Consider the following 18,748-nt stretch of genomic DNA (forward strand, 5'->3'; position numbering starts at 1 on the left):
CTTAACACAAGATCTAAGTTAGAGATCAGTCATCCACCTTAGCGGCAAATAAATACCCCTCACCATGGACAGTGACAAAGAGCTCAGGATTGAGCTTATTACGTAGGCGGCGGATAATGACATCTATGGTTCTGTCATTCACATCATGATTGCGATGACTGGTTTGCTGCATTAAGCGCTCGCGAGAAAGTACCTGCTGCGGATGCAAAGCAAAGGCGGTTAATAACTCAAATTCGGCCTTAGTGAGCTTGATAAGCTCCTCCCCTTGCCGCAGCTTACGACTATTTAATTCAAGCTGATAGCCTTCAAAACTTATCAAATCATCGGGCTGTGATAATTCCTGCACCAGCGCCTGTTCGGCTTGTTTTACCAAAGAAATCCGCCAAAGCAGGTTTTTTACCCTAACCAATAGTTCCCGCAGTTCGAAGGGCTTAGTCACATAATCATCGGCGCCCATCTCCAGGCCAACGATTTTATCAATCGATTCATCACGGCCAGAGACTAAGATAATCCCCACATGGGAGCGGCTGCGTAACTCGCGGGTTAAACTTAAGCCATCGACCCCAGGCAGGTTAATATCTAACATAATTAAATCGATATGTTGACGATTAAACTCGTACCACATTTGCTCGCCATCGGCAGCCTCAATCACACGATAACCTTCCTTTTCAAAGTATCCCTTCAATCGCGCACGAATAACTGCTTCATCATCGACAACGAGCACACTATAGGCCATGTTTTACTTCTCTTATTTTGCTTAACTGAATTATTCATACTTTTTCATATTTGCATATGAAGGAAAGATAAAATATGCGATCTGCATTACTTTATTGCACAAAAATCTGCCGAGCTTTTACACTCTCCTCAATATGACATATGCTTAGGCATATTGATTGGTGTGGGCGCTAACAAACTATGAAAGATAAAGAATTAGTGATTGATGAAAGACGACATTTTTCACGGATCCTCTTTGCCGCAAGTGCGTCAATACACCAAGGCGAAAAGCAATGGCAAACCTCAATATTGGATCTCAGCCTAAATGGCGCTTTAGTGGAAGAACCCGCAGGATTTAGCCATTCAGATGAGCCTATCATCCTTAACTTTACTCTGCAGGGCTCGGATATTGAGCTGCAAATGGAAACTGAGTTGGTGCATCAACGTAATCACCAACTAGGGCTTAAATGTAACATTATCGATGTCGACAGTATAAGCCACCTCAAACGCATCGTTGAGCTTAACTTAGGCGATGCCTCAATTCTGAACCGTGAATTGGCGCTCTTTGTCGAAAAACATCATTCCGCCGATTAAACACCACGGATAGTGATTGCACGGATAGTGATTGGGTACGGGCTTGACTCCCGAGAAAAAACAAACAGCGCTTAAGGCGCTGTTTGTTTTTTAGATTAGATTGCTTCAAGGGCTTCTGATAGCTTGGAAACGCCCACCACTTCCATTCCCACTGGCGGTTTTTTCGGCACGTTCGCTCGAGGTACTATTGCTCGTTTAAAACCATGCTTAGCGGCTTCGACTAAACGTTCTTGCCCATTTGGCACAGGTCGAATTTCGCCAGATAAGCCCACTTCACCAAACACCACTAAATCACTCGGTAAAATATCGCCACGAAAACTCGATACCATAGCCAGTAGCAGGGTTAAGTCGGCACTGGTTTCGGTTACTTTAACCCCGCCGACCACGTTCACAAACACGTCCTGATCCGACATTTGTAAGCCACCGTGGCGATGCATCACCGCAAGCAACATGGCCAAACGGTTTGCATCCATCCCCACTGCCACGCGGCGCGGATTGGACATGGCAGAATTATCCACAAGCACTTGCAGTTCAACCAGTAACGGGCGCGTACCTTCCCACACCACCATAACCAAGGAGCCCGAGGATTCTTCCTCGCCGCGGGAGAGGAAAATTGCTGATGGATTAGCCACTTCCTTCAGGCCACGTTCCGTCATGGCAAATACGCCCAGCTCGTTGATCGCCCCGAAGCGGTTCTTGTGGGAGCGCAAAGTGCGATAACGACTGTCGCTATCCCCTTCAAACATCACCGAGCAATCGATACAGTGCTCGAGCACTTTTGGCCCGGCGAGGCTGCCATCTTTGGTGACATGACCCACCATAATAACAGCAATGCCATTTTGCTTGGCGAAACGGGTTAGATAGGAGGCTGATTCACGTACCTGCGACACGCTGCCGGGACTCGACGCTACATCGCTCATATGCATAACTTGAATAGAGTCGACAACGATGACTTTTGGTGATTCTTTCAGGGCGACTTCGCAGATCAACTCCACACTGGTTTCGGATAACATCCTCAGTTTATTGGTCGGTAAGCCAAGACGATGGGCCCGCATCGCCACCTGCTGGAGCGATTCTTCCCCAGTAACATAAAGCGCGGGCATTTGCTCGGCTAAATGGCATAAGGTCTGAAGCAGCAAAGTACTCTTACCAGCTCCGGGATGACCGCCAATCAAAATCGCCGATCCAGGCACAATGCCGCCTCCAAGTACCCGGTCGAGTTCACCAAAGTGGCTCACTATACGTGGCAAAGCATTGAGATCAATTTGGTCTAAGGTTTTGACTTCGCTACTGCCTGCACCAGCGTAACCGGCAAACTGAGTCCCCCGTCCGGGCGAGGCAGCACCTAAGCGCACTTCAGTTATCGTATTCCACTCGTGACAAGCACTGCATTGCCCTTGCCAACGGGGAAAATCCTGTCCACACTCATTGCACACGTACGCGGTTTTATTCTTTGCCATAACTTATTAAAATCTGTATAAAATCAATTTAAGTAACTGTGAATACTGCCGACATTAGACTAACACAGCACGCATAAAATCAGCATTAGAAAAGACCACTACATGAGTTTAGATAACCATAGTGCACTCATAGAACAACTCAAGCCGCTGCTCATGGAACCTAACTTCCAGGAGATTTTCCAGCAGCTGACTGTCGATGAAAACAATTCCACCCGTTTTTTATTAAAAATGGAGTTGAATCGTTTAGCTTCGCCCTGCACGCGGATTATTGACCTTAGGGATAAGTCAGAGTTGCCCTGTAGTGAAGTCATGCTGGGTCAGCAGCGCCATTTTCTCGATGAGCCAGCTAAACATAGCCTGCAAGAGGCCATGTCCTTATACCGTAACAAATACACTTTAGGCGTATATGAATACGTCATCGCCGCCCATCAACTTCGACGACAAAAATTACGCCAGGTGACACAACAAAGCGATACCGTCGAACTCGAACCCTTTATGGTGCCAGGCGTTGTACTCGGCAGTTATTTTAATCGCACTGAAGAGCGGATGAATTACAGTATCCGCATTGCCGTTTCCCAACCTGGCAGACCTGAAATGCCGGGGATCACCGTTGATTTATCCATTGGTGGTGCGCGCATTCGCTTGGCGGCGAATCATCCTTTTGACCTCGATAAACCGCTAAAGGTAAAGCTTCTCGAGCTAAGTGAAGAATATTATTACCCCGATCTACAACTTGGAGTCGATTACCACATTGTTGATAGCCAAACTAATGGTGAATTTATTTGGTTAAGATTGAAGCGTATTGGTGGCACTGATGCGCTAGGCGAAATGCTGGGCAATTTGATTCGAGGCTATAAACTCCGTTATAAACTCGATGTTAATGACGTATTAGTAACCGCATCCGGCCTTGGATTCGAGCGTCATTATCTGCCGCATTTGCCACATTTACCGTTATTTTTGAATCAACAAACCCAATCAATTAGCCATATGCTGCTGAGTCGAGATAATCAGCAGATAGTGCATTATTTTCAAGATGAGAACGATATCAGCCAGTTACCAGCAATGCTGACATCAGCACGGCTTTCTGCGCTACTTAGCCATCCCGAAAATCCTGACTATGGGTTATTTTTTACGTTTACCTACAACGCCCAAGGCTGCTTGTATTTTTATTCGGCAACCTTAGCCGAATTAAAAGTTAAGGGCTTGGTATCATTGTTTTTAGGTTTTGCTTCAACCAAACCAAGCTGGCGTATTTTTAAACTGGTTCCAGATAAAATTTACCATGCTAAAGGCTATCGCCGAGCGACCTTGCCAGGGGATGAAGCTAAATACAGCCCGCTGGTGGAGCAACAATTAGCCCAGTTCAGCCATATGCTGCAACTTATCGATCTGACCAATGAGGATGAAAGAGCGACCTATAAAGCTTGGCAGGATGATAGCAATGCCAATGCCCTAAAAGCTTTCGGCCAGCAACGGCTCAGCACCCACCAAATCAAACCGATTGCAATGCAATTTAGTGAACGGCGGCAGGAAGCGCGTTTCGCCTTTAAAACCTTAGTCAATGTCTCGCAGGGTGGCCTAAAAGCAACAGGAATCACCTTAGATATCTCAGGTCGTGGCATGCAGCTCACACTCGACAATCCCACGGCGTTTGTAACCAATAAACCCTTAATGATCAGTTTACCTAAACTGCAAACCATTGCCGGCAAAACTCAACTCGAGAATTTACCCTACCGCTTAGTTCGAACCCGTAAGAATGGCGTCACGTTACATTTAGCCGCTGTCATGGGCCATACGCCCCATGTCGGTGTCGAGTTTTTAAACAAATTAATCGCCCACAATAAAGAAAAGCTAGAACAACTCACTGAAAATAATAGTGAAGCAAACGAGCTTGCTGATGGACTTAAAAATATCCTATTACGCGAACTCCATTCTGTACCCTACTTCGTTGAAAAAACGACTAAATCAGCACAAGTGGCTTGCTTAGGCGTCAGTACTGAACATGATGAAATTAGTGATATTTTTGCCGCGGGTTCTTCAGATACGTTGCAATATAACCTCGCTCCGTTGCTCAAGGATGGCTTTTTTAAACGGGATATTCTCGACCCCATCCGCCAAATGAAACCCCAGCAGGATATGGATTTTATTGAAGTCTTTATTCAACTGACGCGTCAGTCCCGCGGCCGATTCCATTTAAAATGTATACCCGCTATTGAAGTCGGTGATGCTCAAGCTAAAGTCGCGTTTATCACCCAAAGTAAATTGGCCGGACGTTTTATGGCACTGCGAATTTACCGAGGAGCCACCGAAAAACCAGATATGGGGTATTTGCGCCGCGAATTGGAATATATCAATATCCATGCAAATCACAGGGCAAAACAACTTGAAGATCAGCTCTGGCGTATTATCGGTGTAGGTGAATTGCTGGATATCACCCAAGAAGTGGAATTAAGATACCCAGTGTTACATAAACAGGCCTAACTTATTCCTCGTCTTTTAATACCGCGAGTTCAAAGCCTAAATACCAATCGCGGATCAGCGGAAAATGGTCACTCATCGCATCCAGATGAGTCAGCATATCCGCATGGCCATAGTCGTGTTTAAAGCCGTTCGCCTTTGAGAGCAAAGTGAATTTCACTTGGCGAAAGCCACACTCAGAGACCATATCGGCGACATCTTCAGGATGCCCAAGCACAGTATCGTTTTGCCCCGCTATAAACCAAGCGACGGGCCAGTTGGCTACCTTCGCCGCCTTGGCATAATCAAAACCGTCATCGTGATCGCGCCACTCACCTCGCACCCAATCGATACTTTGATTCAATGACGCCCGGCTCTCGTTATCCATACCGACACGCAGTTTATCGGCGGCGAGATATCCCTGCCCAACCGCTAAACTTGGGGCAAGGCGATTCCAAAACACATCGACCATCAACCATTTTTTGAAAGATTTGACGCAAATAGTGCGTTTACTGCCGAAGGTGAGTAGTGAACGCACACTTTGCTGCAGTTCAGGGTAACGCGCTAAGGCGCTCGCCATCAACACTCCGCCCCAGGAATGGGCGCACCAATGCACACGTGAGGGGGATATTTTCCCCTGTTCCTGACAGGCCTGATTATGAATATTCAAAATAGACTGCTGTACTAATGGCAATTGCTCACGGATCACCTCACCTTGTCCTAAGGTAAAATCTCGACTGATTTTTGGTAAACTTAATCCTCGTCCAGCGGTATCGAGCACATAAACCACAAAACCCGCCTTAGCAAGAAAACATCCCAAACCACGACCGCTCTGGCTGTAAAAAACTCGGCCATTTGACATAGCGCCATGCAACATCAGGATCGGCGGTTTAGAAAAATCAGCAGTAATAGGCAACAACTGGCGCAGGTGTAACTGTCCATCCCGATAAGGAAGATAGAGGGAGGTTTGTGAAAGTGTTTGAGCAGAATGCTCATCTGGAGTTGAAGTCAAAGTCAGTCACTGGTAGTCCATTAATGAACACTAAACTACCAGTTAAGCCTCAAAAAACAAGAGTCATTACTCTAATGTCACCACATAGTCGACTGAGTCACTTATTAAAACTGCAACAGATAAGGCAATACTCTAAGGTCCAAACTACGGATCCGAGCATCTGCTGCGGCGGCAAGTTTGGGTTTGGCATGGAAGGCAATCCCAAAGTCAGCCGCCTGCACCATAGGAATATCGTTAGCACCATCACCTATCGCCACACGTTGCCCCACTGGGATTTGCCATTCTTGGCTACAACGGTTAACCACATCGGCCTTAAACTGGGCATCGACGACTTTTCCGGTGACGGCTCCCGCCAGCTGACCGTCCGTTATGACTAATTCATTGGCAAAGGCCGCATCTAAATTCAGCAGCTGTTTTAAGTGACCAACAAACGGCGTGAAGCCTCCTGAAGCCACAACGAGGCGCCAATGATGCGACTTAAGCTCGGTCAACATGGCCTCAAGACCCGGCATCAATGGCAAAGTGTCACACAAGGTTTGAATAATCTTGGCATCGGCGCCCTGAAGCTGGGCAACCCTTTGGCGCAGACTCTGCTCAAAATCCAACTCGCCCTGCATCGCGCGCTCAGTGATCGCCGCCACTTGCTCGCCGACCCCAGCCATCGCGGCAAGTTCATCGATACATTCAATTTGGATCGCGGTAGAATCCATGTCCATCACCAGTAAACCGGGCTCGCTCAGTTTAGGTAATGGGCCGTGAATTAAATGTGACTCTACCTGAGATGGACAGGTTGCTAACAATTCGGCACAGGGTTCTACAGGCAGCGCTAATTCGACGCAATGCAGTGCCACTTGACGACGAATAGGTGCGATGGAGAGCGTGGTTAATTTGAGACTTTCAGCCAGAGAAACAATCCAAGTCGCAAGAGAGTCTTCAAGACTTAAATCTTCGTAAATCAGACGCATAGCAAATCCACTTTGGGATGGCCGCGTAAACGATTCCTGATAAGCCTCGAAACTGAGCCCCTGATATTCAAAACGAGGTAAAGGGTTAGCTGCTAACCATACAAACAGCGGATTTTGGTTCAAGCTTTCCATAGGACTCGTGTTCTCCAGCTATCGGGCTCACGCAGAATCAATTATGATTAGGCAAGCGCTCTCATTATTAAGGGTCAAAGTGTTATATCTTAAAGGGCTAAAGAAAAGCCATAAAATCAGTAGACTGCTCCAAATCGCCATCGCCTTGACCTTGATGGTCGGCTTAGTGCAATTGTGGCAAACAAGCCTACTACAAGGTCAGCTGCTTCTAAAGTCCCAAACGCAAAAGATGGCCAGATTACTAGTGCAGCAAACAGCCTATAGCGCCGCGCCCGCCCTACAATTACAAAATGATGAGCAACTCCAGTGGCTCGCCAGCGCCCTAGTTGAAGATCCTAAGGTGATGTCGGCTGCAATATTTAGCGATCAAGGAATACGCTTAGCCTTTGCTCAAAGCCTGACTAAAGATGCCTTAGATCCCGAATCAGAAGAAATGAGTCTGCTACTGAGCAAATATCCGCCCTATGTTGAACCCGTGACTCAGGATGGCAAGAATTTAGGTTATGTCGAGGTTAGGCTCGATACCAAACTATTTTTTAATGAAATCAAAGAAGCGCATAACCTGAATATGGAGCAGCAACAAATAATGCTGCTGGTTGCAGGCCTAATAGGCATGTTGTTATCCCGCGCTTTATCTTTTAAACGCGCCGATTTTGACCGTCGCCGCACCCGCGCCAAATTGCGTAAAAACCCTAAAAAGAATAAAGCGATAAAAGCCCCTGAAGCGGCTGAGGAATCGAAGTCTGCGGGTCATCAGGATGAGCAGTTGGATGAAGTCATCGCGAGTGATACAGAGGCCGCTCAAAAGCCGACAGAAAATAAAGAAACCGAAGAAAATAAACAAACTACAGATACTTTGCCTTTAGGAAAAATCACAGAAAACGCTAAAGTGCCGGATGAAAACAGTAATCAAGCCAGTATTCAGCCTAAAGTGAAGAAGGCCAAAGCCATTACAGAAACAAAAACTGAGTCTGAGCAAATGCCAGAGCAAGTGTCTGATCTGAAAACTGAGTTGAAACCAGAAACAGCACCTGAGATAGGAGCAAAGGATGATTCATCATCCAACACTATGCATCAGTCTAAAACGCAGTCGACGCAAGCTGTTGCGTCGGCCACAGAGCCACAAACCTCAGTGTCCACACCGAATAAACCAAAGGTTAAATCGGTCCGCCGCGTGAAGACCAATACCTCGAAATCCTCCGCTGAGAAAGTCCCTGTTCAACCGAGCGATTTAGACACAGACTCAACGGGTTAACTGAAGCGTCTCAGGTCAAACGGAGGCTTCTTTGGTCTGCGCCGCATTACAGGATTTTATCCATCGAACATTTGGCAGCACGGTTTAGCAGGCTAATCTAAAAGAAGACAGGGTAATAAAAAGGGTTCGCAATGCGAACCCTTTTCTTATGACTGCATTAGCGACACATTACAGCGTAATTGCAGCGTCTAATGTCATCACGATCATATCGTTGAACGTGGTTTGACGCTCATCAGAAGTGGTTTTTTCGCCAGTACGGATATGGTCAGATACCGTTACCACACACAGTGCACGGGCACCGAATTCATGGGCAACACCGTATAAACCAGCGGCTTCCATCTCTACGCCTAACACGCCCATTTTTTCCATCACGTCAAACATTTGTGGATCAGGAGTGTAGAACAGGTCGGCAGAGAAAACGTTACCAACACGGATCTTAGTGCCTTTCACTTTGGCAGACTCGATCACGGCATTCATCAGCTCGTAGTTCGCGATAGCTGCGAAATCTTGGCCTTTGAAACGTAAACGGTTAACTTGCGAATCGGTACAAGCACCCATGCCGATGATCACATCGCGCACTTTAACGTCAGTGCTGATCGCGCCACAAGTACCCACGCGGATCAGGTTCTTAACGCCGTAGTCTTTAATTAATTCGGTTGCATAGATTGAGCATGAAGGAATACCCATGCCTGAACCCATAACAGAAATACGTTTACCTTTGTAAGTACCGGTAAAACCTAGCATGTTTCGAACGTCAGTCACTTGCTCAACATTTTCTAAGAATGTTTCAGCGATATATTTTGCACGTAATGGATCGCCTGGAAACAGAACTGTCTCAGCGAATGCGCCCTCTACAGCATTAATGTGTGGTGTTGCCATCGAAATAACCCCTGTTTATTTTATTAAGACTTAAGTCTTTGTTTACTGGCGGCCCAATGTTGGCCGCCAAATCGAGATCTTGCACGTTTACTTAGATAAACGACTCACCGTATTCCATCGGCTCAAGCTTGAAGTAGCTTGCGATAGATTGGCCGATATCGGCGAAACTGTTACGGCGACCGAGTGAACCGGCTTTCAGCCCTGCGCCATAGGCCAATACAGGCACATATTCACGAGTATGGTCCGTACCTTGCCATGTTGGGTCGCAACCATGGTCAGCGGTGAGGATTAACAGATCGTCCTCATCCAGCAGCGCCAGCATTTCAGGTAAACGCGAGTCGAAATACTCGAGCCCTTTAGCATAACCTGCCACATCACGGCGGTGGCCATAGTGGGAGTCAAAATCAACAAAGTTAGTGAATACGATAGTATTTTCACCCGCTGATTTCACTTCGGCTAACGTTGCATCAAATAACGCTTCTAAACCGTTTGCCTTCACCTTTTTGGTGATGCCACAGTAAGCGTAAATGTCGGCAATCTTGCCCACACTCACCACTTCACCACCAGCGGCTTTTAACTTATCTAATACTGTCTTCGCTGGCGGCTCGAGGGAGTAATCCTTACGGTTACCAGTACGAGCAAAGTCGCTTGGGCCAGTGCCATCGAATGGACGCGCAATCACGCGGCCAATGTTATAAGGCTCTAACTCTTCACGGGCGATTTCGCAAAGACGATATAAATTTTCTAAGCCAAATGTGCCTTCATGGCAGGCAATCTGGAATACAGAATCTGCCGAGGTGTAAAAAATTGGCTTGCCAGAACGCATGTGCTCTTCGCCTAATTCTTCCAGAATAGTAGTACCAGAAGCATGGCAGTTACCTAAAAAGCCATCGAGTCCCGCACGGGCCAAAATCTTATCGGTCAGCTCTTTAGGGAATGAGTTTTGGTGCTCGCTAAAATAGCCCCATTCGAATAATACGGGTACTCCCGCCATTTCCCAGTGACCGCTCGGGGTATCTTTACCCGAACTTAATTCCTGAGCATGGCCATAGGCACCAATCAGCTCAACATTGTCCGCAAAGCCTGGTGCAAACGCCCCAGTACTCTCCATCGCGGCATGGGCTAACCCTAAACGGGCCAGGTTTGGCAGAGCTAATGGGCCTTTACGACCAGTATCCGCTTTACCTTCGGCGCAGGCTTTGGCGATATGGCCAAATGTGTCAGAACCTAGATCCCCAAACTTAGCGGCGTCACCAGCAGCGCCCACGCCAAAGGAATCCAACATCATTATAACTGTACGTTTCATAATTCTTCCTTAAAGATCCGAAGCTCGAATATAAGCATAGATCTCAGGTGTTTTTTCTGGAGCGACTTCATCGATATGAATCGCTTTTTTCACCGCTTCTTCTGCCTGCGCAAAGGCTTCTTCAGATTGCGCGTGGATCACAGCAATCGGCGTAGAAGCATCAATTTTATCGCCAAGGGCACAGACTTGCGTCAAACCAACACTGTAGTCGAGTGCATCACCAGGTTTGCGACGACCACCACCTAAGGTAACCACGGCTAAACCGAGTTCGCGGGTATCCATGCTGTAGGCATAACCTTGGGTATCCGCAAAGACAGGGCGAATAATTTGCGATTGCGGTAAGTACTTACTGTAATTTTCGACAAAATCGACGGGGCCACCGAGGCCTGAAACCATCTTGCCAAAGATCTCGGCAGCACGGCCATTATCGAGTACACGGTTTAACTTGGCACGGGCATCCGCTTCATCGGTCGCTAAGCCACCAAGGAGTAACATCTCGGCGCAAAGACCCATAGTCACAGCGTACAGACGAGGATTACGGTAAGCACCGGTTAAGAAGTCGATGGCTTCTTTCACTTCAACCGCATTACCCGCACATGAGGCTAATACTTGGTTCATGTCGGTGAGTAAGGCCGTCGTTTTAGTACCTGCGCCATTGGCTACCGCCGCAATGCTGCGAGCAAGCTCTTCAGAGGCTTCGTAAGTTGGCATAAATGCGCCGCTACCGACTTTAACGTCCATCGCCAATGCATCGAGACTACAAGCTAATTTCTTAGAGAGAATAGAGGCGGTAATGAGGGAGATGGATTCGACGGTCGCAGTGTTGTCACGGATGGAGTAGAAACGTTTATCGGCGGGGACCAGATCGCCAGTTTGGCCAATAATCGCCACACCAACGTCTTTAACCACTTTGCGGAACAATTCACTCGAAGGTTCGGTTTGATAACCGGGAATAGCGTCGAACTTATCGAGCGTACCGCCTGTATGTCCGAGTCCGCGACCCGAAATCATCGGCACATAACCACCGCAGGCAGCGGCCATAGGGCCGAGCATAAGACTAATCACATCACCGACACCACCTGTACTGTGTTTATCGATGACTGGGCCATTAAGGCCAAGTGATTGCCAATTGAGTACAGTGCCAGAATCGCGCATTGCCGTAGTCAAAGCGATTCTTTCATCCATATTCATGTCATTAAAATACACTGCCATGCCTAATGCGGCGATCTGACCTTCCGACACTGCATTAGTGGTTATGCCCTTAACGAAGAACTGGATCTCTTCGGCACTTAAGGCTAACCCATTGCGTTTCTTACGTATAATTTCTTGAGCTAGAAACATGATACTGCCTCCAAGCTAAATACTAATACAACATATCCGTTATTTAGCTTTGCAATGAAACATCAAAACTGTAGCAATATTACAATTGCATGCTATCGAAGTTTTGATGTTTCCAACTAGATTTAGGTCACACTTAATTAGTTTCGATATACGATTTTGGTATTAATCGAGATGCAATGTTCGATTAATAGCCTTGAGTCGGCTTAGGCGCATCGGCTAATTCTAATGTGTGTAACAAGCTGTTGAGTAAGCTTGAAGCACCAAATCTAAAGGTACGTGGAGAAACCCAATCCGCACCGAGAATACGCTCAGCCACACCTAAAAACTCTGCTGCTTGAGCAGCATCACGTACGCCGCCAGCAGGCTTAAAGCCTACTTTGGTGTTCTTCTCATTGATCACGGTCAGCATGATTTCAGCCGCTTCAAGGGTCGCGTTGACTGGCACTTTACCGGTAGACGTCTTAATAAAATCAGCTCCGGCATCGATAGACAGTTCAGAGGCGCGGCGAATAAGCGCAGGATCGGCTAATACACCCGATTCAATGATGACTTTCAGCAATACTTCGCCACAGGCTTCTTTACAGGCTTTGACTAACTCATAGCCGACTGTTTCGTTGCCTTCCATCAGCGCGCGGTATGGAAATACCACATCCACTTCATCGGCGCCATAGGCAACCGCTGCACGGGTTTCTAATACCGCAATAGCGATATCGTCGTTACCGTGTGGGAAGTTGGTTACTGTCGCGATTTGAATGTCTTCGGCGCCCAATTCATCGAGGGTCTTACGTGCGATAGGAATGAAGCGAGGATAGATACAGATGGCAGCAGTATTACCCGCTGGCGTCACAGCTTTGTGACACAGGTCGATCACCTTCTGATCGGTATCGTCATCATTTAAGGTGGTTAAATCCATAAGTTCGATGGCGCGTTGTGCTGCTTTTTTTAAATCAGTCATAATAGCTCTCCAAAAGAAAAAACAAATAAATAGAAATCAGTCGCTTATAAGCAACGCTTAGAGGTGGCATTATTTTGATTATTTTTATATGGCCGGGCCTTCAGGCGATGCCGAGTAATTTGTGTAGGGCAAATTACATATTTATTAGGTATTCAATCTTGCCTATACATAACTAGGCATCCTGACACTTAAATTGACTATAAGTGATCACGACTTGAATCCTTGAAGACCGGAAGAGAGGAGACGAATAATATCTTGTTCCTACTTTTCCGCGAAAAATCCGTTTTAGCGCGAGAAAAACACAAACCTTTATATAAACGCACTGCTCAAATTATAAATGGGTTTAGATAAAGATTCATGACACATAAAAGATGGAGCCGCCATCGCGGCTCCAACGGCTCTTACAAGAAATTAAAACTTGTAAGTAGCAGACAGGTAGTGTGACCAACCTGTTGATTCTAGAGCCAGTGCACCAGCACCGTCTTCTAACAGGTAAACGTCTTTGAAGCCTTTCAGGCCATAGCCCAGAGCGTAACGATCTGAGTGCCAGTATAGACCGAAGAAGATGTTACCACCGTTAGAGGTTTTTGGTACGAAAGCAGTCTTGTCTTCGTCAGCACCGAATTGGTAATCGATATAACCTTGGAATGACAGGAAGCTCTTGTTGTCGAAGAAGTAGAAAGGCTTGAACCAGTTAGCAGAGAATTGGTAACCGTTCCACTCTTTAGCGTTCATGTCGTAGAAACCGTACAGGTTCATACCTGTTTTGCCTAACCAAGGCACGTTTACGTCAGCACCAACACCCCAGAAAGTAGAGTTAACGCCTTCACCGTTCAGACCATCCCAGTTGAACAGAGTAGAGAAGTAAACTTCTTGTACTGGGCCGAAAGATAAATCTTTACCCGTTAATGCATCGATAGAAACACGTGGAGCAAATTTCATGAACAGTTTACTAGTGCCAGAACCTGGGTTCTTGTCACCGTTGCTGCTTGATTGGTTTGCTAAGTTGAATACGTCAACATAACCATAGAGATCGAATACACCAGAACGGCCGCCGAACTCCATTTCTAAGTAGTTGTGTTGGTCGCCAGTAGCTGGGTTATCAGGCTTTTCGCCGATAGAGTACATAGCGTTGAACTGCATCCACTTGTAGTCAGAACCGTGAAGGTCAGTACGGTCTGCAGCAAATGCGTTGCCAGAGATTGCTGCTACTGCTGTAGCGGCTAAAGCTAAAGTTTTAACGTTTTTCATCATCAACCCCATTATTTTGGTTGCTACCGTCTAGGGTAGCGTTCTTTTTGTGGCGCTCGCATTTTACCTCGATTAAAAAAAATCTCAATAATCTTGCGTAAAATCACGAACACAAAATTCTTAATTGTGAACAAAGTCGCGACTTATTGTTTACGACTAATTAACTTAACCGTACGTCACGACCGTAAGACAGCATCACAGCTAAAGTTTAGTTGTAATCTGACCTATACAATCGGAGAAACTATTCACTACAGGAATCACTACTGGAAAATGGTTGAATTAACTTAGGTCCTGCCCTGCATGGTCAGGACCTAGTTAGTGGGAAATCTCTCCCCAACGTTTCTGTGCTTAGATAGCTAAGAACAGACCCGCAATTGTTGCACTCATTAAGTTAGCTAACGAGCCTGCGATAACCGCACGAATACCCATTTTAGCTAAATCGTGACGACGGTTAGGAGCCATAGCACCTAAACCACCCAACAGAATTGCGATAGAAGACAAGTTCGCAAAACCACACAGTGCAAACGAAACAATCGCTTTGGTTCTGTCGGTCATAGCTAAACCAGTTTCAGCCACAACCATACCGCCATCAGCGATGTCTTTTAAGTATGGAGCAAAGTTCAGGTAAGCTACGAATTCGTTAACAATGATCTTTTGACCAATGAAAGAACCAGCAACTAATGCTTCATTCCAAGGCACACCGATAAGGAATGCTAAAGGCATGAACACATAGCCAAGGATCAGTTCCAGTGTTAAACCTTCAACACCAAACCAACCACCTACACCACCGATGATGCCGTTGATCATAGCGATCAAGCCAACGAAGGCTAACAGCATTGCACCTACGTTCAGCGCTAAATGCATACCAGATGAAGCACCCGCAGCAGCAGCGTCTAATACGTTAGCTGGCTTATCAGGATCTTCTGGTAATTCATCCATGTCGTTTTTAGCAACTTCAGTTTCTGGGTGCATCAGTTTAGCCATTAATAGACCACCTGGTGCCGCCATGAATGACGCAGCAACTAAGTACTCAATAGGCACGCCCATTTGCGCGTAACCAGCCAGTACTGAACCTGCAATAGAAGCTAAACCACCCACCATGATCGCAAACAGTTCTGATTGAGTCATAGTAGGAATGAATGGACGAACAACTAACGGCGCTTCAGTTTGACCAACGAAGATGTTAGCAGTCGCAGACATAGATTCAGTACGGCTTGTGCCTAATGCTTTTTGCAGACCACCACCGATGATACGGATGATCCACTGCATTACGCCTAAATAGTACAGAACGGCGATTAGAGAAGAGAAGAACACAATAACTGGCAACACGTTTACCGCGAAGATAAAGCCAAGTTTGAAGTTAGCTAAATCACCGAACAGGAAACCGATACCGTTTTGTGCATAACCGATAACGCTAGATACGGCGTCAGATACACCTTTCAGGATATCTTTACCGACAGGAACGTACAGTACAAAACCACCGAAGGCGGCTTGGATGGCTAATGCCCCACCCACAGTACGCAAGTTAATTGCTTTTTTGTTATTCGATAGGAGGAAACCTATCGCAAGTAGGACGACCACCCCTACTAAGCTCATCAATATATTCATTAACCATCACCCTATTGTTAACACTTTTTAATTATGTTGTTAATCAACCTATTTCCGAGTCAGATTATACCCGAGAGAAAGTCGAAAATCGTCGTTTTGATCAAAATTTTGGAGTTTAATTTCAATCGCTTAGAGCAAAATGCTATTGCGACATACACCTGTTTAACCAAAAACAACTAAAGGTCAAACAGTTGCATTGCATTCGACACCAAGTGTTCTGATATTAGAACACTAGATTTTTTTTGCAAAGTTGCAATTTTGTCTATAAAAAGTACAGCATTAGCGGGTTGATTGCGTTTTTCTGTAACATTTAGCGGAGTCATGGCTGGAGAATCAGTCTCAAGTAGGAAACTTTCTAAGGGTAATTCACTGACAGTTTTGAGCAGTTTTTTCGCATTCGGATTCATCACTAAACCACCAATGCCTAGTTTAAAACCTAGCTTAGTGTATTCGAGTGCAATATCAGGACTGCCAGAAAAGGCGTGTATTACGCCCGCTTTTGGGAGTTTATGGCGCTTTAAATGGAATAGCACCTCTTGATGTGCCTTTACCGCATGGACGATAACGGGCAAATTCTGCTCATAAGCAAGCGCCAACTGAGCGTCAAAAAATGCTAACTGGTTGCTCCAATTGTCAGCATAAAGTTTGTCTAACCCACACTCACCAATGGCAACAAAACGGGGACATTCTCGTAACTGAGCAACCTGTAATGTTAATTCTGTGATGGCCTTATCAACATCTTCCGGGCAAAACCAAGGGTGGATCCCTAAGGCAAAATAACACTGGTATTGCTCAGCAATGGCCAATTGTTTAGTCCAGTGTTGTGGTGATACTCCTGGGATAATCAGATTATCGATGCCCGCATGATGCATACGCTGTATGACTTGATCGCGGTCACTATCAAACTCGACAAAATCGAGGTGCGCGTGAGTATCTAGCATCATCAATCTGTCACTCCGTTTTTGTGTCTCCATTCGATGATTGCACTTTTATTTGACAATCAGCTTTAGTTCGAATTAGTGGCGGATCTTCTAATCTTGGCATGCAACAACGACGATTCTCTGGCGTCAGCCCCATCTTGTCGCACCAACGGATATAAGCCTGCCACGCGCGAGTTATCCAACTTATCATCAGTCACCTCACAAATTTTAGATACAAAAAAGGCGGTGAATCACCGCCTTTAACCCTAGAGCTACTTACCTGTTAGTGCTCGCGCGTTTTAGCGAACTCGATATCAGGGTATCTTTCCATTGAAAGATTTAAGTTAACCATAGTTGGCGCAATGTAAGTTAAGTTATCACCACCATCGAGCGCCAAGTTTTGGCTACACTTGCGGCGGAACTCTTCTAGCTTACGCTCATCTTTACAATAAACCCAGCGCGCAGTTGAAACGCTAATACCTTCGTAAATTGCCTCAACGTTGTACTCGCTCTTTAAGCGGCCAACAACCACTTCAAACTGGAGTACACCCACGGCTCCCACGATCAAGTCATTGGTATCTAAGGGACGAAACACCTGCACAGCCCCTTCTTCAGATAGCTGAACTAAGCCCTTAAGTAATTGCTTTTGCTTGAGTGGATCGCGCAGACGAATACGGCGGAACATTTCAGGCGCAAAGTTAGGTACACCGGTAAAGCGGAACTTTTCACCTTGAGTGAACGTATCGCCGATACGAATGGTTCCGTGGTTATGTAAACCAATAATATCACCAGGATACGCCACTTCAGCGCGCTCACGGTCGCCCGCCATAAAGGTCAACGCATCGCTGACGTTAACATCTTTGCCGATGCGTACATGGTGCATCTTCATGCCTTGCTCATAGCGACCAGAGCAAACACGCATAAAGGCAACGCGGTCACGGTGTTTAGGATCCATGTTTGCTTGAATTTTAAACACAAAACCGGTGAATTTTTCTTCGTCAGGCATGATCATCCGTACATCGCTTTCACGAGGTAGCGGTTTAGGCGCCCACTCCACAATACCATCGAGGATATGGTCAACACCGAAGTTACCTAATGCGGTACCGAAGAACACTGGCGTAAGCTCACCCTTTAAGAAGGCTTGATGATCAAACTCGTTTGATGCTCCGCGAACCAGTTCCATTTCATCACGCAGATCAGCGGCATAGCTACCAATCGCTTTATCCAGATCAGGGTTATCGATACCTTCAATCACCCGGCGGTCTTGAATTGTGTGTCCCAAACCGCTTTGGTATAGCACCACTTCATCGCGCAGAATATGGTAAACACCCTTAAATTCTTTACCGCTGCCAATAGGCCAAGTAATAGGCGCACAGGCGATATTAAGTACGTTCTCGACCTCATCCATCAATTCGATAGGATCGCGAATATCACGGTCGAGTTTGTTCATAAAGGTCACGATGGGTGTATCGCGCAGACGGGTCACTTCCATCAATTTGATGGTACGATCTTCAACACCCTTTGCCGAGTCGATAACCATCAAGCAAGAGTCGACCGCCGTTAAGGTGCGGTAAGTATCTTCCGAGAAGTCTTCGTGGCCAGGGGTGTCGAGTAGGTTAACGAGCGCGCCACCATAGGGAAACTGCATGACAGACGTTGTAATCGAAATACCACGGTCTTTTTCCATTTCCATCCAGTCAGACTTAGCGTGCTGACCCGACTTTTTGCCCTTAACGGTACCCGCTTTCTGCAGCGCGTTTCCGAATAACAGCACTTTTTCGGTAATGGTGGTTTTACCCGCGTCGGGGTGCGATATAATCGCGAAGGTGCGACGTTTATCGACCTCTACTTTATTGTCTGACATTTAACCTATGCACTCGTATCGCTAAAAAAGGCGCA

Annotated in this window: 16 protein-coding genes; 3 read left to right on the top strand and 13 right to left on the bottom strand. The window is 46.4% G+C overall.

The window, feature by feature from the left end:
* Window positions 1–25 precede the first annotated feature (25 nt).
* Complete coding sequence (torR, locus tag JM642_RS15065; protein ID WP_037430273.1) at window positions 26–736, bottom strand: two-component system response regulator TorR; 711 nt, start codon at window positions 734–736, stop codon at window positions 26–28.
* 179 nt (window positions 737–915) lie between these two features.
* Here torR and JM642_RS15070 point away from each other — a divergent pair, with 179 nt between their 5' ends.
* Window positions 916–1,308: a PilZ domain-containing protein gene (locus tag JM642_RS15070; RefSeq protein WP_086024078.1), complete on the top strand. Its 393-nt coding sequence runs from the start codon at window positions 916–918 to the stop codon at window positions 1,306–1,308.
* Window positions 1,309–1,403: 95 nt separating this feature from the next.
* On the opposite strand, the gene radA is transcribed toward JM642_RS15070, so the two are convergent.
* A complete protein-coding gene (gene radA / locus JM642_RS15075) occupies window positions 1,404–2,768 on the bottom strand; it encodes a DNA repair protein RadA (RefSeq protein WP_037415324.1) in 1,365 nt (454 codons plus the stop codon).
* Window positions 2,769–2,870: 102 nt separating this feature from the next.
* On the opposite strand from radA, the gene JM642_RS15080 reads away from it, so the two are divergent.
* Entirely contained in the window at window positions 2,871–5,249 is a 2,379-nt protein-coding gene (locus JM642_RS15080) for a PilZ domain-containing protein (protein WP_144345724.1), read from the top strand.
* Between the two features lies 1 nt (window position 5,250).
* On the opposite strand, the gene JM642_RS15085 is transcribed toward JM642_RS15080, so the two are convergent.
* Together JM642_RS15085 and serB are read right to left on the bottom strand one after the other, a co-directional pair.
* Window positions 5,251–6,237, bottom strand: coding sequence for an alpha/beta hydrolase (locus JM642_RS15085; protein ID WP_047535378.1), 987 nt, complete (start codon window positions 6,235–6,237; stop codon window positions 5,251–5,253).
* 104 nt (window positions 6,238–6,341) lie between these two features.
* Window positions 6,342–7,334: a phosphoserine phosphatase SerB gene (gene serB / locus JM642_RS15090; protein ID WP_203432089.1), complete on the bottom strand. Its 993-nt coding sequence runs from the start codon at window positions 7,332–7,334 to the stop codon at window positions 6,342–6,344.
* A 43-nt stretch (window positions 7,335–7,377) separates the two neighbouring features.
* Here serB and JM642_RS15095 point away from each other — a divergent pair, with 43 nt between their 5' ends.
* Complete coding sequence (locus JM642_RS15095) at window positions 7,378–8,589, top strand: AhpA/YtjB family protein (protein ID WP_239000451.1); 1,212 nt, start codon at window positions 7,378–7,380, stop codon at window positions 8,587–8,589.
* 168 nt (window positions 8,590–8,757) lie between these two features.
* Here JM642_RS15095 and deoD read toward each other — a convergent pair whose 3' ends face one another.
* The 9 genes from deoD to prfC all read right to left on the bottom strand — a co-directional run bounded on the left by deoD (window position 8,758) and on the right by prfC (window position 18,713).
* Window positions 8,758–9,468, bottom strand: a complete 711-nt coding sequence (gene deoD, locus JM642_RS15100; RefSeq protein WP_011621831.1) for a purine-nucleoside phosphorylase — start codon at window positions 9,466–9,468, stop codon at window positions 8,758–8,760.
* Between the two features lie 91 nt (window positions 9,469–9,559).
* A complete protein-coding gene (locus JM642_RS15105; protein WP_069453334.1) occupies window positions 9,560–10,774 on the bottom strand; it encodes a phosphopentomutase in 1,215 nt (404 codons plus the stop codon).
* A 9-nt stretch (window positions 10,775–10,783) separates the two neighbouring features.
* Window positions 10,784–12,115, bottom strand: coding sequence for a thymidine phosphorylase (gene deoA / locus JM642_RS15110; RefSeq protein ID WP_047535367.1), 1,332 nt, complete (start codon window positions 12,113–12,115; stop codon window positions 10,784–10,786).
* 184 nt (window positions 12,116–12,299) lie between these two features.
* Entirely contained in the window at window positions 12,300–13,070 is a 771-nt protein-coding gene (deoC, locus tag JM642_RS15115; RefSeq protein ID WP_047535365.1) for a deoxyribose-phosphate aldolase, read from the bottom strand.
* 411 nt (window positions 13,071–13,481) lie between these two features.
* Complete coding sequence (locus JM642_RS15120) at window positions 13,482–14,321, bottom strand: outer membrane protein OmpK (RefSeq protein WP_037415346.1); 840 nt, start codon at window positions 14,319–14,321, stop codon at window positions 13,482–13,484.
* A 348-nt stretch (window positions 14,322–14,669) separates the two neighbouring features.
* Window positions 14,670–15,929, bottom strand: a complete 1,260-nt coding sequence (locus JM642_RS15125) for a NupC/NupG family nucleoside CNT transporter (RefSeq protein ID WP_037415347.1) — start codon at window positions 15,927–15,929, stop codon at window positions 14,670–14,672.
* Window positions 15,930–16,105: 176 nt separating this feature from the next.
* The gene (locus JM642_RS15130; RefSeq protein ID WP_172587603.1) at window positions 16,106–16,870 is read right to left on the bottom strand and encodes a TatD family hydrolase; all 765 of its coding nucleotides are present in this window, start codon (window positions 16,868–16,870) and stop codon (window positions 16,106–16,108) included.
* A gap of 10 nt (window positions 16,871–16,880) precedes the next feature.
* Window positions 16,881–17,063, bottom strand: coding sequence for a hypothetical protein (locus JM642_RS20520; protein ID WP_313906202.1), 183 nt, complete (start codon window positions 17,061–17,063; stop codon window positions 16,881–16,883).
* A 69-nt stretch (window positions 17,064–17,132) separates the two neighbouring features.
* Window positions 17,133–18,713: a peptide chain release factor 3 gene (gene prfC / locus JM642_RS15135; protein WP_203432090.1), complete on the bottom strand. Its 1,581-nt coding sequence runs from the start codon at window positions 18,711–18,713 to the stop codon at window positions 17,133–17,135.
* Window positions 18,714–18,748 lie beyond the last annotated feature (35 nt).

This window comes from Shewanella sp. LZH-2, from assembly GCF_016859145.1.
GTDB lineage: Bacteria > Pseudomonadota > Gammaproteobacteria > Enterobacterales > Shewanellaceae > Shewanella > Shewanella xiamenensis.

Coding starts and splice junctions, on each gene's coding strand:
- torR (WP_037430273.1), bottom strand. CDS start 736: ATGGCCTATAGTGTGCTCGTTGTCGATGATGAAGCAGTTATTCGTGCG.
- JM642_RS15070 (WP_086024078.1), top strand. CDS start 916: ATGAAAGATAAAGAATTAGTGATTGATGAAAGACGACATTTTTCACGG.
- radA (WP_037415324.1), bottom strand. CDS start 2,768: ATGGCAAAGAATAAAACCGCGTACGTGTGCAATGAGTGTGGACAGGAT.
- JM642_RS15080 (WP_144345724.1), top strand. CDS start 2,871: ATGAGTTTAGATAACCATAGTGCACTCATAGAACAACTCAAGCCGCTG.
- serB (WP_203432089.1), bottom strand. CDS start 7,334: ATGGAAAGCTTGAACCAAAATCCGCTGTTTGTATGGTTAGCAGCTAAC.
- JM642_RS15095 (WP_239000451.1), top strand. CDS start 7,378: ATGATTAGGCAAGCGCTCTCATTATTAAGGGTCAAAGTGTTATATCTT.
- deoD (WP_011621831.1), bottom strand. CDS start 9,468: ATGGCAACACCACACATTAATGCTGTAGAGGGCGCATTCGCTGAGACA.
- JM642_RS15105 (WP_069453334.1), bottom strand. CDS start 10,774: ATGAAACGTACAGTTATAATGATGTTGGATTCCTTTGGCGTGGGCGCT.
- deoA (WP_047535367.1), bottom strand. CDS start 12,115: ATGTTTCTAGCTCAAGAAATTATACGTAAGAAACGCAATGGGTTAGCC.
- deoC (WP_047535365.1), bottom strand. CDS start 13,070: ATGACTGATTTAAAAAAAGCAGCACAACGCGCCATCGAACTTATGGAT.
- JM642_RS15120 (WP_037415346.1), bottom strand. CDS start 14,321: ATGAAAAACGTTAAAACTTTAGCTTTAGCCGCTACAGCAGTAGCAGCA.
- JM642_RS15125 (WP_037415347.1), bottom strand. CDS start 15,929: ATGAATATATTGATGAGCTTAGTAGGGGTGGTCGTCCTACTTGCGATA.
- JM642_RS15130 (WP_172587603.1), bottom strand. CDS start 16,870: ATGCTAGATACTCACGCGCACCTCGATTTTGTCGAGTTTGATAGTGAC.
- prfC (WP_203432090.1), bottom strand. CDS start 18,713: ATGTCAGACAATAAAGTAGAGGTCGATAAACGTCGCACCTTCGCGATT.